Raw genomic sequence first — 12,328 nt, 5'->3', positions numbered from 1 at the left:
GGGTGCAGCAGGTCATGGCGTACCCTAGGGAGGTGACTCTTACCGCGGCCGCTGCCGTTTCCGGGCCCGTAAGGCCTCCCACATCTGCCCTTTTGCCCGAGTGGCTGGACCCTCAGGTATTCCTGGCCAATCCTGCCCTGGGACCTTGGGTTGTCCTGCTCGTCTGCGGCATTGTTTTTGCCGAGACCGGGCTGCTCATCGGGTTCTTCCTGCCCGGTGACTCCCTGCTTTTCACCGCGGGCCTGCTGGTGGCCACGGGCACCATCCACATCAATGTGTGGCTGCTGGGCCTGCTGGTCTTTGTCAGCGCGTTCGTAGGCGACCAGACCGGTTATTACATCGGCAAAAAGACCGGCCCGGCTATCTTCAAACGGGAGAACAGCCGGCTGTTTAAACAGGAAAACGTGCACCGGGCCGAAGTGTTCTTCGAGCGCCACGGCGGCAAGGCCGTGATCCTGGCACGGTTTGTTCCGGTGGTGCGGACCTTCACGCCCGTGGTGGCTGGCGTCGCAAAGATGAACTACAAAACCTTCGTCACTTTCAACGTCATCGGCGCCTTCTTCTGGGGCGTGGGCGTTACCCTGCTGGGTTATGTGCTCGGCGACCGCGTGCCGTTTGTCCGGGAAAACCTGGACCTGATCTTCGTGGGCGTAGTAGTGCTTTCGGTGATTCCGATCGTTATCGAGGTATTGCGCCAGTCCCGTAAGGTCAGCACCAAGCACGACGACGGCGGCCCTGCCGGAGACGCCGAGGAATCCGGCCCAGGTGCATTCGACCCAGCTGCATCAGGCCAAGCCGCTGCTGCCTCCGCACAAGCCCCCGCTGCCCGTCCGGCCGCCGGCGATGCTGCCCGGGCCCGGCAGGCGGAAGAGTCCGCTGCCCGTCCGGCCGCCGGCGATGCTCCCCTGGCCCGGCAGGCGCAAGAGTCGGCTGGCCGTCCGGCCCGGCATGCCGCAGCCGACGGCGGACGCTTCTCCGCACCGAAAGCGGATGCCGAAGGCAGCGGCTCCTAACCGCGCTGCCCGCAGGCTGGGATAGCAGTCCCGCCCGCAGAGTTTCGCAGAAGGCCCGGACCCCAGGTCCGGGCCTTCTGTGCGTCCGGGGCAGCTGAGCTAAACGGCCGCCATGGTGCCGGCGTTGTGCCCGTGCGTCCCGGCAGTTCCGGGCCGCCACGGCGTCAGGGCCGGGGAAATGGGCGCGCTGGTAGGGACCCCGCGGTCGGGAGGGATGTGCGGCCAAACGGGCCCACCGGCCCCCGGCCGCGCAGAACTTCCCACGCACCGGGACTGGAGGGCGCCTGATACCCCAACAGGGAACATCCGTACCACTACGTGGGATCTTCGCGGGAAGCTCGATCAAGACGGGGGTGCGGGCGGAGGGCCAACTTCCGGGCATGGCAGGAGCGGGGATCCAGATAACAATCCGGTAACCTGAGCCTGTCTTACCTGCCCCTGACCTCTGGTTATACCCGGTTGCCGCGAGTTTTCGTGAAACGTGGGAGCGCTCCCACTTGACATGTGATGCACCACACATCAGCATTTAGGCATCGCTTGTGGGAGCGCTCCCACACCGCCGGCACAACCGCCGGAGCAGGCACCCGGGCGCATCCGTTAGGCAACCGCACGGCAGGCGCGTAAACACCCGCCACGCACTCGTGCACTCGTAATCCGACAAAGGAGTCAGCAATGAGTACCAAACCCACATCGGCAGGCCGCGCACGCCGCCGGGGTCCCGCGGTTGCCGCATCGGTCGCAGCCGCAGCCCTTCTGCTCACCGCCTGCGGAGGCGGCGACGACGGAGCATCAGGAGATGACGGAAAGGTGACGCTCAGCGTCAGCACGTTCAACGAGTTCGGCTACGAGGATCTCTTCAAGGAGTACGAGGCCGCCAACCCGAACGTGAAGATCGTGCACGACAAGAAGGCTACCTCCGACAACGCGCATGACAACCTGAACACCAAGCTGGCAGCCGGGTCGGGCCTGTCGGACATTGAAGGCATCGAAGTTGACTGGCTGCCGGAGCTGAAGCAGTATTCGGACCAGTTCGCGGATCTTGCCAGCCCGGAAGTCGAAGGGCGCTGGCTGGACTGGAAAGAAGAAGACGCCACAGTTGACGGCAAGCTGATCGGCTACGGCACCGACGTCGGTCCGGAAGGCGTCTGCTACCGGGCGGACCTCTTCGCCGCTGCCGGCCTGCCGACCGACCGCGAGGAAGTTGCCAAGCTGCTCGAGGGCGACTGGGACCACTACTTCGAGGTTGGCGAGCAGTTCACCGCCAAGTCCGACGCCGCGTGGTACGACTCGGCCATGGCCGTCTACCAGGGCCAGATCAACCAGGTGAAGAACGCCTACGAGGAAAATGACGGCAAAGTCATTGCCACCGAGAACCCGGAAGTGAAGGAGATCTACACCAAGGTCCTCGAGAACTCCGTGGATAAGGACCTCTCCGCCCACCTGGAACAGTGGTCCGATGACTATGAGGCGGGCTTCCAGAGCGGCGCCTTTGCCACCACCCTCTGCCCGGGCTGGATGCTGGGCAGCATCGAAGGCAACGCGGCCGGCGTTGAAGGCTGGGACATTGCCAACGTATTCCCGGGCGGCGGCGGAAACTGGGGCGGTTCCTACCTGACCGTTCCCACCCAGGGCAAGAACCAGGAAGAGGCCATCAAGCTGGCCCAGTGGCTCACCGCCCCTGAACAGCAGATCAAGGCCTTCGAAGCCAAGGGCACCTTCCCCAGCCAGACTGAGGCCTACGAGTCCGACACCCTGCTGAATTCCACAAACGAATTCTTCAATGACGCACCGGTCGGCAAGATCCTGGTGGACCGGGCCAACGCGGTCACCATGACTCCGTTCAAGGGTCCGAACTACTTCACCATCAACACCAACATGGCCCAGGCACTGAACCGGGTGGATGTCCTCAAGACCGATGACGCCAACTCCTCCTGGGAGAAGTTCGTCGCCAGCGTCGACGCCCTGCAGTAGCCCCTAACCTCCGGTGCCTGCGGCTGCCACTGTGTGTAGTCCGCAGGAGGGCGCTGCAGGCACCGGACCCAACTTCTTCCCCCCTTGAACGTTAGGAAGTCAGCCATGGCTGTCACCGTCAAGCCGCCGGCAGCGCGGACGCCGGTACGGCGGTTAGGGTTCAGCAGCCGGCTGGCCCGCTGGGACGTCAAAGTCTCCCCGTACCTTTACGTTTCGCCGTTTTTCATCATCTTCGCCATCGTCGGGCTGTTCCCGCTGATCTACACCGGATGGGTTTCCCTGCACAACTGGAACCTGATCGGCGGCAACCAGGGCTTCACCGGCGTCGAGAACTTCACCTTTGTGCTCTCCCAGCCGTATTTCTGGAATGCGGTGGGCAACACCTTCAGCATCTTCCTGATCTCCGCAGTGCCCCAGATCATTCTGGCCATTGCCATTGCTGCTGTCCTGGATGCCAACCTCCGCGCCAAGACCTTCTGGCGCATGGGTGTGCTCGTGCCCTACATCGTTGCCCCCGTAGCTGTGGGCCTGATTTTCGGCAACCTCTTCGCTGACCAGTCGGGTGCCATCAACGGTGCGCTGACCTCCATCGGACTCCCGGCCATTCCCTGGCATGCCAACTCCCTGGCCAGCCACGTCGCGATTGCGACCATGGTGGACTTCCGCTGGACCGGCTACAACGCGCTGATCTTCCTGGCCGCCATGCAGGCGATCCCGCGGGACATGTACGAGGCCGCGATTATCGACGGCGCCAGCCGCTGGCGGCAGTTCATCTCCATTACCGTGCCCATGCTGCGCCCGACCGTCATTTTCGTTGTCATCACCGCCACCATCGGCGGACTGCAGATCTTCGACGAGGCCCGCGTCTTCGACACGTACGGGCTCGGCGGTGCAGACCGCCAATGGCAGACCCTGACGATCTACATCTGGGAACTGGGTTGGGGTCAGCGCAACCTGGGACGTGCTTCTGCAGTGGCCTGGCTGCTGTTCGTCATCATCGTGGTCATCGCCGCACTGAACTTCTTCATCACCCGACGCATCGCCACCCAGGGAGGACGGAAATGACTTCCGTACCCATGGTCGAACAGACCGCCGGCCGCAAGGCCGCCGAAGCAGCCAAGCGACGCCGTGACCGCGGCGGGCAGGACCAGCGTCCGGGACGGGTCAATGTCCGGGCGGCGAAGACGGGCGGGTACAACAAGCGGCCCGGCTTCCTCACCTACGGGCTGCTCGGAGCAGTGATCCTGGGCTCAGCCCTGCCGATCCTCTGGTCCGTCCTGGCCGCCAGCCACGACAGCACCGCAATTGCCAAGGGGGTGCCGCTGATCCCCGGCGGTAACTTCTTTGCCAATGCCGCAACAGTGCTCGACACCATCCCGTTCTGGCGGGCCCTGGGCAACAGCGTCCTTGTCTCCACAGTGACGGCGGCCTCCGTGGTGATCTTCTCCTCCCTGGCCGGCTTCGCCTTCGCCAAGCTGCGCTTCAAGGGTTCGAAGGTGCTGCTGGTCTTCGTGGTGGCCACCATGGCCGTTCCCACGCAGCTCGGCGTCATTCCGCTGTTCATCGTGATGTCCAAACTCGGCTGGACCGGCACCATGGGCGCCGTCATCATTCCCGGGCTCGTCACCGCGTTCGGCGTGTTCTGGATGACCCAGTACCTCCAGGACGCCCTGCCGGACGAATTGATTGAAGCCGTCCGGATGGACGGCGCGAACATGTGGCAGTCGTTCTGGCACGTGGCCCTGCCGGCCGCCCGACCGGCTGCCGCCATGCTGGCACTGTTCACCTTCGTTGCCACATGGACCAACTTCTTCTGGCCCCTGATTGTGCTCAACGCGCAGAATCCGACGCTGCCGGTGGCCTTGGCGCAACTGCAGTCGGCTCGTTTCGTGGACTACTCGGTGGTCCTTGCCGGAGTGGTGCTCTCCACCATTCCGCTGTTTATTGTTTTCGCCGTCGCAGGACGGCACCTGGTTGCAGGAATTATGCAGGGAGCGGTTAAGGGATGACGCAGCACACCAACGGAAACTTCCCCACGGGATTCCTGTGGGGGGCGGCCACCGCCGCCTACCAGATCGAGGGTGGCGCGTGGGAAGACGGCCGCAAGGCCTCCATCTGGGACACCTTCAGCCGGGTCCCGGGCGCAGTGGTCAACGCCGAGAACGGAGACGTCGCCTGCGACCACTACCATCGCTTTGATGAAGACGTGGCCCTGATGAAGTCGCTGAACCTGGCTTCCTACCGCTTCTCCACCTCCTGGGCGCGGATCCGGCCCGACGGCGGCGCAGTGAACCCGGCCGGCCTGGACTTCTACAGCCGGCTCACTGACAAACTGCTCGACGCCGGAATAAAGCCCTGGCTGACCCTTTACCACTGGGACCTGCCGCAGGCGCTGCAGGACGCCGGGGGCTGGGCCAACCGCGACACTGCCTACCGCTTTGCCGAGTACGCCCTGAGCGTCCATGACGCCCTGGGGGACCGGGTGAAGGCATGGACCACATTGAACGAGCCCTGGTGCTCCGCCTATCTCGGCTACGCAAGCGGCGAGCACGCACCCGGACTGCAGGACCGGTCCCTGGCCGTGGCCGCGAACCACCACCTGCTGCTCGGCCACGGACTTGCCGCGCAGGAGCTGAAGGCCCGCGATGCGTCCCTGGACGTGGGCCTGACCCTGAACTTCACCGTCGCGGATCCGCTGGATCCTGAGAACCCCGACGACGTGGACGCCGCCCGCCGGATCGACGGGCAGTTCAACCGGGTGTTCGCAGACCCGGTTTTCCGCGGCAGTTATCCCGAGGACGTCCTCGCTGATCTGGCCCCATACGGTTTGGTACAGCACATCGGCGAAGGGGATATGGCGGTCATCAGCACACCGGTCGATTTCCTGGGCGTGAACTATTACCACGGCGAGGCCGTCACCAAGACGCGTCCGGCCACACTGCGGAGCACCGAGGCACCCGTTTCGCGGCCGTCGGCCAGCCCGTATCCCGCCGCGGACGGGGTCTACTCCGTGCCCCGCGGACTGCCGGTGACGAACATGGGGTGGGAAATCCAGCCCGAGGGCCTGCACCGCCTCCTGCTCCGGCTGCAGCGCGACTACACCGGGCCCGCCGGGGTGCCGCTGTACATCACGGAAAACGGCGCCGCGTTCGACGACGACGTTGTGGTTGACGGCGTGGTCCAGGACGAGGACCGGCTGGGGTTCATCGAAGCGCACCTGCAGGCTGTCCGCGATGCGGCAGCCGACGGTGTCGACGTCCGCGGTTACTTTGCCTGGTCGCTCATGGACAACTTTGAGTGGGCCTGGGGCTACGCGAAGCGGTTCGGCATTGTCCATGTGGACTACCAGACCCAGGTCCGCACCCCGAAGGCCAGCGCCCGGTGGTTCGCCGAAACCGCACGTACCAATGCCTTGCCGGAAAGGTCCTCCGCGGCCGCACCGGATGTCGTATCGTCGATTCAGTGAGCTCCCTCAACCAGGGCACCCGCGGAACGCAGGTCAAGCCCCGCCGCAGCAGTCCCACACTGGAAGATGTGGCGGCGCTTTCCGGCGTCTCCCGCTCCACCGTGTCGCGGGCGATCAACGGCGGGGCCCGGGTCAGTGCCCGGACGCAGGCGGCCATTGACGCCGCTATCGGAGAGCTGGGCTTCACCCCCAACCGGGCAGCCCGGTCGCTGGCCACCAGCCGTGCCGACTCGATTGCCCTGGTGATTCCCGAACCGGACGGCCGGGTCCTGGTGGATCCCTTCTTCGCCATGACCCTCAATGGGATCACCGAGTCGCTGGCTGATACCGAAGTGCAGCTGGTGCTGCTGATTGCCCGGCAGGGGGAGAAAGCGGGCCAGATCATCCGGTACCTGCGCAGCGGCCACGTGGACGGGGCCATTGTTGTTTCGCACCACAAGGCGGACGCCCTGGAAATCGAACTGGCGGACGCGCCGCTGCCGGCCGTGTTCATCGGCCGGCCGTGGCATGGCCGCCAGGGACTGGTGTTCGTGGATACGGACAACTACACCGGCGGACTGCTCGCGGCGCGGCACCTTGCCGGCCGCGGTTACCGCCGGATCGCCACGGTGACCGGACCGGCGGACATGACCGCTGCGCAGGACCGCACGGAGGGCTGGCGTGCCGGACTCGCTGAGGCAGGGCTGGTCTCTGCCGGCGCGGAGTCCGGGCACTTCACCACCGAAGGCGGCGCAGCGGCAGCGGCCCGGCTGCTGGACGCCGATCCGGGGATTGACGCCATCTTCGCGGCGTCGGACCTCATGGCCCTGGGTGTGCTGACCGTCCTGCGCGAGCGGGGCTTGTCGGTTCCCGGGGACGTGGCGCTGGTGGGGTATGACAACCACCAGCTGGCCGCCTCGAGCAAGCCCGGGCTGACCACGGTGGTGAACCCGATGGTCGAGATGGCACGGCGCGCCTCCGAAATGCTGCTGCGCGAAATCGAGGAGCCCGGTTCGCGCCTGGAACCGGCTATCTACCCGCCGGAACTGGTCATCCGGCAGTCCGCCTAGGCGGCGTTCTCCCGTTTGGCCGCCGGCAGCAGGTCCCGGGCGCCCAGGGCGGCCAGGATGAATGCGTAGTCCCAGGCGCGGTCCTTCCAGGCCTCGTACCGCCCGGAAGCCCCGCCGTGGCCGCCGTCCATTTCGATCTTGAGCACAATAGGCTCGCTGCCGGTGGTGGTTTCGCGCAGCTGGGCCACCCACTTGGCCGGTTCCACGTACAGCACACGGGTGTCATTGAAGCTGGTGACGGCGGCGATTTTGGGATAGTCCACGGCCCGGATGTTCTCGTAGGGCGTGTATTCCTTCATGTACCGGTAAACCTCGGGGTCGGTGATGGGATTGCCCCATTCCTCCCATTCCAGGGCCGAGAGCGGCAGATCAGGGTCAAGGATGCTGGTCAGCGCGTCCACAAACGGCACCTGCGCCACGATGGCGCGGTACTTCTGCGGCGCCAGGTTCGCGACGGCGCCCATCAGCAGGCCGCCGGCCGAGCCGCCCATGGCCGCGATCCGGTCCGGATCCGCCCACCCGGACGCCGCCACCGCGTCCGTGGCATCCACGAAGTCGGTGAAGGTGTTCTTCTTGTGCAGCTTCTTGCCGTTGTCATACCAGGAGCGGCCCATTTCTCCGCCACCGCGCACATGCGCCACCACGTACAGCACTCCGCGGTCCAGGAGCGAGAGCCGGGCTACGTTGAACCCCGGGTCCATGCTCATTTCGTAGCTGCCGTAGGCGTAGACCAGGGCCGGGTTGCTGCCGTCCCGCTGCAGGTCCGCCCGCCGGATGACGGAGAGCGGAATGCGGGTGCCGTCCGCCGCCGTCGCCCAATCACGTTCGGCTACGTAGTCCTCGGACCGGTAGCCGCCCTTCACCGGGGTTTCCTTACGCAGCTCCAATTCGCCGGTGGCCAGCACGTAGTCGTAGACCCGCGGCGGGGTAAGGAAGGAGGTGTAGCTGAGCCGCATGATCGGGGAGTCGAACTCTGCGTTGGCCAGGTTGGCGGTGTAGAGCTCCTCGTCGAAGGCCGGTTCCACCGGGGAACCCTGCGCGCCGGTGCCCAGGCCGTCAACCGGGAGGATCTGCACCCGCTCGGTGGTGTCCTTCCGCACCGAGACGAGCACATGCGTGGCGGTGACGGCTGCGCCGTTGACCCGCACGGTGTCGTCGTGGGCGATCACGGTGCGCCACTGCTGCTCGTCCAGGGGCTTGTCGAATTCGGCCTCGTCCACCAGCGAAAGCATGGAGTTCAGCGCCCCGCGGTTGTGCGTGAGGAGGTACTGGCGGCGGCCGTCAAGGGTCAGCGGCTCGGCCTCGTAAAGGATGTGTGCGCTGCGGGGAATCAGGGTGCGGACCGTGTCCGTGGGATCGGCGAAGTCCAGCACGCGGTATTCGCTGTATTCGGAGCTGCTAATGCCGATCAGCAGCTGCCTGCGGTCTGCGGAGAGGTCGAAGCCGGTCCACATGGCAATGTCGTCTTCCTGGTAGATCACGACGTCGTCCTCCACCGGGGTGCCCAGGGTATGCGCCTTGATCTGGTACGGCCGCCAGGAATCATCCACCACGGTGTAGAAGACGCGGGTGCCGTCCGGGGCGAAGGCCAGCGAATAGAAAACGTTGGCAATGGTGTCCGGGAGCAGCTCCCCGGTGCGCAGGTCCTTGATCCGCAGGGTGAAACGCTCGTCGCCGGCGTTGTCCTCGGAGTAGGCGAGCAGGTTGCCGTCCTCGGTCACGGCCAGTCCGCCCAGGGAGAAGAACGGCTTGCCTTCGGCTTCCACGTTCCCGTCCACGAGGATCTGTTCGCCTTCCACCGGGACGCCCGGCAGGACGGCGGGCGGCGTCCAGTCGGCGTCGAGGTCCCCGGTGTCTTGGGCGGCGGTGCGGCAGTGAATGGCGTACTGCTTGCCCTCTTCGGTGCGGGTGTAATACCACCAGCCCTTCTTGCGGGCCGGAACGGAGAGGTCCGTCTCCTCAGTGCGGTTCTTGATCTCGTTGAAGATCTCCTCGCGCAGCGGCTCCTGATCGGCCGTGATCTCGGTGGCGTACGCATTCTCCGCGGTCAGGTGGGCAACCACCTCGGGGTTTTCCTTCTCCCGCAGCCACTCATAGTTGTCGATGAAGGTGTCACCGTGGTGGGTGCGTTCAGTCGGGACTTTCTTGGCAACCGGGGGCTGGGGAGTAGTCATGCTTCGAATATATCCATCCGGGCCGCGGCGTCGAAGGACCGCGCTGGCGTTATGCTCGCGGCTTAGCCCGCGGACCCCCGGCGTCAGCGGGCGGGGATGTAAAGCACGCTTTACATCTCCGGAGTCGGCATGGCATGCTCCAGGCCATGACTTCCGAGACGAAGGGCGGCCGCACCCGCCTCCTGACGATTGGTGCGGCTGCAGCAAGTGGTGCGGCCGCCGGTGCGCTCCTTGGCTGGGCCGCGGCGCTGCGGACCGGTGGGGACCCGGCGCTGTATGTGCCGGTCTTCGCCGCGGCGGTGGGCCCGGTGGCGGCGGCGGCGTTCTGGATGCTGGTGCTGAACGCCGGGGAAACCCGCCGGCTGGACACGGACTCAGCCGCCGACGTCGAACGCTCCTGGACGCGGGATGCCGCAGCTGCGGCATTCACGGACCTGATAGTGCTGCTGGCCGCCGGAGTGGTGGTGCAGGCAGTGGCAGGTTGGGCCGCGCCGCTGCCGCTGTACTGTGCGGCCGGGCTGGGGGCCTGGACACTGCGTTATGCCGTTGCCCGGCACCGGAATTCTTAGGCATGGAGAACCGCGTGGCCCAGGAGCGGCTGCGCCTGGGACTATCACAGGTGCAGTTGGCCGAACGCCTGGGGGTCTCCCGGCAGACGGTGATTTCCATCGAGAAGGGCAAATTTGATCCGTCCCTGCCGCTGGCCTTTAGCCTGGCCCGCGTGTTGGGCCGGCATATTGAAGACCTGTTCCTGCCCGGGGGCTAGTCGCCCAGCAGCAACCAAGCGCACAGCGCTCCCACGCTGAGGAAAAGCAGCCAGTTCACCGCCACGACCAGGAGGGTCGAGGTGAAGGGCCGCGGCGGCATCTCGCGGCGGGGGAGCAGTGCCGGTTCCGGCGCCGGGCCCTTGCGGAACTGCCCCCAGAGGCTGGTGCCCAGCAGGACGGTGCCCCCTGCCAGGGCCAGCGGAAGTGCCGGCAGCGAGAACAGGACCAAGTGCGGTGCAGCCAGCAGGAGGACGGCTTCCACCACCAGGCAGGCTGCCAGGAGAAGGGCCGGACGCCGCAGGGAACGCCAGGTGGGATTGCGTGCGTAGAGCGGGCTGACCCCGGCAACAACCAGGGCGGTGAAGGCCAGCAGCAGGCCCGGCGCAGTGACGTTGACGGTAGCGGCATCGGAGGTCACCGCGGCCGCCACGGCGAAAAAGCCCAGCAGTCCCAGGAGCGTTGGCACAATGACCACCGCTGCCGAACGAACGGCCGGCCGTTCCTCCCGGTCCTCGGGCCGCGGTCCGGGAAGGGCAGCACCGGACGGACCAACACCGGCCGGGTCAGCCCCGGCAAGGTCAGCACCGGCCGGACCAACACCGCCCGGAGCAGCACCTGCAGGGGCGCCCGGTATCCGGCGCCCGGCATCGGGTTCGGGGGTACCCATGTCAATCCTCTCCGCGTTGAACTCTCTGTGTTCAGTTTTCCATAGGGTCTTGACCCTCGTATCCACTCTCCATATTCTGAACGAACGGTCGGTAAATAATACGGTCGGTAGCAATACTGCCGTCCACTGAGGCGGGGATTCAATGCCTGCGGCGCGTTGCACCGGGTGCGGTTGGGACGAACGCGGTTGGGACGAGTGCGGTTGGGATGAGCGGGGTCGGGATGATGAGCGGGGAAAATATGGGCCGGACAGCTCTCAGTGCGGAGACCGGAAGCGGTTCCGGCGGGCAAGAACACTTTGACAGGCTGATCGCCGCCGACACACGGGTGGAACCGCGGGACTGGATGCCGGATGCATACCGGAAAACCCTCGTGCGGCAAATCTCCCAGCACGCACACTCGGAAATCATTGGGATGCAGCCGGAAGGGAACTGGATTTCCCGGGCGCCCTCGCTCAAGCGCAAGGCCATCCTGATGGCCAAGGTCCAGGACGAAGCCGGACACGGACTGTACCTGTATTCCGCAGCTGAAACCCTGGGCACGCCGAGGGAACAGATGACCGAAGGCCTCATTGCCGGCAAGGCCCGCTACTCGTCGATCTTCAACTATCCCGCTCTGACCTGGGCGGACATGGGGGCAATCGGCTGGCTGGTGGACGGCGCGGCCATCTGCAACCAGGTCCCGCTATGCCGCGCCTCCTACGGACCGTACGGCCGGGCCATGGTTCGGATCTGCAAGGAAGAATCCTTCCATCAGCGGCAGGGTTTCGAGATCCTGCTGGAACTTGCCCGCGGCACCGAGCCCCAGCGGGAAATGGCCCAGGATGCGATCAACCGGTGGTATGCCCCATCGCTGATGATGTTCGGCCCGCCCGACGACGATTCCCCCAACTCGCGCCAGTCCATGGCCTGGAACATCAAGCGCTTCTCCAACGACGAACTGCGCTCCAGGTTCGTGGGCATGATCGTGGAACAGGTCAAGGTGCTGGGCCTGACGCTGCCGGACCCGGACATCCGCCTCAATGACGAAAGCGGCAAATGGGAGCACGGACCGTTGGACTGGGACGAGTTCCGTGAGGTCCTCGCCGGCCGCGGCCCCTGCAACTCCCAGCGGCTGGCACGCCGCCGCGAAGCGCACGAAGACGGCGCCTGGGTCCGTGAGGCCGCTGCGGCCTACGCCGCCCGGCAGTCGGCCCGGCAGTCCCGGGAAGGAGCGGCATAGC

General features: G+C 65.8%; 10 protein-coding genes and 1 pseudogene. 9 read left to right on the top strand and 2 right to left on the bottom strand.

The features are described from left to right. Nucleotides 1-14: 14 nt before the first annotated feature. The 6 genes and pseudogenes from QNO06_RS14005 to QNO06_RS13980 all read left to right on the top strand — a co-directional run. Nucleotides 15-695 (top strand): annotated as a pseudogene (locus QNO06_RS14005) (DedA family protein); the annotation flags it as partial. Nucleotides 696-1,685: 990 nt separating this feature from the next. Continuing rightward, a complete protein-coding gene (locus tag QNO06_RS14000) occupies nucleotides 1,686-2,984 on the top strand; it encodes an ABC transporter substrate-binding protein (protein ID WP_227912666.1) in 1,299 nt (432 codons plus the stop codon). Between the two features lie 105 nt (nucleotides 2,985-3,089). After that, on the top strand, nucleotides 3,090-4,049 hold the full coding sequence (locus QNO06_RS13995) for a carbohydrate ABC transporter permease (protein WP_227912667.1): 960 nt from the start codon (nucleotides 3,090-3,092) through the stop codon (nucleotides 4,047-4,049). Next, a complete protein-coding gene (locus QNO06_RS13990) occupies nucleotides 4,046-4,993 on the top strand; it encodes a carbohydrate ABC transporter permease (RefSeq protein WP_227912668.1) in 948 nt (315 codons plus the stop codon). The genes QNO06_RS13995 and QNO06_RS13990 overlap by 4 nt, the downstream gene beginning before the upstream one ends. Continuing rightward, complete coding sequence (locus QNO06_RS13985) at nucleotides 4,990-6,450, top strand: GH1 family beta-glucosidase (protein ID WP_227912669.1); 1,461 nt, start codon at nucleotides 4,990-4,992, stop codon at nucleotides 6,448-6,450. The genes QNO06_RS13990 and QNO06_RS13985 overlap by 4 nt, the downstream gene beginning before the upstream one ends. Continuing rightward, the gene (locus QNO06_RS13980) at nucleotides 6,447-7,499 is read left to right on the top strand and encodes a LacI family DNA-binding transcriptional regulator (protein WP_227912670.1); all 1,053 of its coding nucleotides are present in this window, start codon (nucleotides 6,447-6,449) and stop codon (nucleotides 7,497-7,499) included. The genes QNO06_RS13985 and QNO06_RS13980 overlap by 4 nt, the downstream gene beginning before the upstream one ends. On the opposite strand, the gene QNO06_RS13975 is transcribed toward QNO06_RS13980, so the two are convergent. Next, nucleotides 7,496-9,673, bottom strand: a complete 2,178-nt coding sequence (locus tag QNO06_RS13975; protein WP_227912671.1) for a S9 family peptidase — start codon at nucleotides 9,671-9,673, stop codon at nucleotides 7,496-7,498. The two genes, QNO06_RS13980 and QNO06_RS13975, sit on opposite strands and share 4 nt — an antisense overlap. Nucleotides 9,674-9,819: 146 nt before the next feature. On the opposite strand from QNO06_RS13975, the gene QNO06_RS13970 reads away from it, so the two are divergent. After that, a complete protein-coding gene (locus QNO06_RS13970) occupies nucleotides 9,820-10,242 on the top strand; it encodes a hypothetical protein (RefSeq protein ID WP_227912672.1) in 423 nt (140 codons plus the stop codon). Nucleotides 10,243-10,244: 2 nt separating this feature from the next. Then, complete coding sequence (locus QNO06_RS13965) at nucleotides 10,245-10,439, top strand: helix-turn-helix transcriptional regulator (protein ID WP_227912673.1); 195 nt, start codon at nucleotides 10,245-10,247, stop codon at nucleotides 10,437-10,439. Here QNO06_RS13965 and QNO06_RS13960 read toward each other — a convergent pair. Further along, nucleotides 10,436-11,107 (bottom strand): hypothetical protein, encoded by a 672-nt coding sequence (locus tag QNO06_RS13960; RefSeq protein WP_227912674.1) that lies wholly within the window; start codon nucleotides 11,105-11,107, stop codon nucleotides 10,436-10,438. The genes QNO06_RS13965 and QNO06_RS13960 overlap by 4 nt on opposite strands. Before the next feature lie 224 nt (nucleotides 11,108-11,331). Here QNO06_RS13960 and paaA point away from each other — a divergent pair, with 224 nt between their 5' ends. Continuing rightward, nucleotides 11,332-12,327, top strand: coding sequence for a 1,2-phenylacetyl-CoA epoxidase subunit PaaA (gene paaA / locus QNO06_RS13955; RefSeq protein WP_227912675.1), 996 nt, complete (start codon nucleotides 11,332-11,334; stop codon nucleotides 12,325-12,327). The last annotated feature ends 1 nt before the right edge of the window (nucleotide 12,328 follow it).

Origin of the sequence: Arthrobacter sp. zg-Y20 (assembly GCF_030142075.1) — a bacterium.
Taxonomy (GTDB): Bacteria; Actinomycetota; Actinomycetes; order Actinomycetales; family Micrococcaceae; genus Arthrobacter_B.
The sequence above is the reverse complement of the archived record's forward strand: the minus strand, read 5'-3'. Positions and strand labels throughout refer to the sequence as shown.

What these genes read in the sequence shown, in the direction of transcription:
- QNO06_RS13985 (WP_227912669.1), top strand. Translation starts at nt 4,990, where the DNA reads ATGACGCAGCACACCAACGGAAACTTCCCCACGGGATTCCTGTGGGGG.
- paaA (WP_227912675.1), top strand. Translation starts at nt 11,332, where the DNA reads ATGAGCGGGGAAAATATGGGCCGGACAGCTCTCAGTGCGGAGACCGGA.
- QNO06_RS13970 (WP_227912672.1), top strand. Translation starts at nt 9,820, where the DNA reads ATGACTTCCGAGACGAAGGGCGGCCGCACCCGCCTCCTGACGATTGGT.
- QNO06_RS13990 (WP_227912668.1), top strand. Translation starts at nt 4,046, where the DNA reads ATGACTTCCGTACCCATGGTCGAACAGACCGCCGGCCGCAAGGCCGCC.
- QNO06_RS13975 (WP_227912671.1), bottom strand. Translation starts at nt 9,673, where the DNA reads ATGACTACTCCCCAGCCCCCGGTTGCCAAGAAAGTCCCGACTGAACGC.
- QNO06_RS13960 (WP_227912674.1), bottom strand. Translation starts at nt 11,107, where the DNA reads ATGGGTACCCCCGAACCCGATGCCGGGCGCCGGATACCGGGCGCCCCT.
- QNO06_RS13965 (WP_227912673.1), top strand. Translation starts at nt 10,245, where the DNA reads ATGGAGAACCGCGTGGCCCAGGAGCGGCTGCGCCTGGGACTATCACAG.
- QNO06_RS13995 (WP_227912667.1), top strand. Translation starts at nt 3,090, where the DNA reads ATGGCTGTCACCGTCAAGCCGCCGGCAGCGCGGACGCCGGTACGGCGG.
- QNO06_RS14000 (WP_227912666.1), top strand. Translation starts at nt 1,686, where the DNA reads ATGAGTACCAAACCCACATCGGCAGGCCGCGCACGCCGCCGGGGTCCC.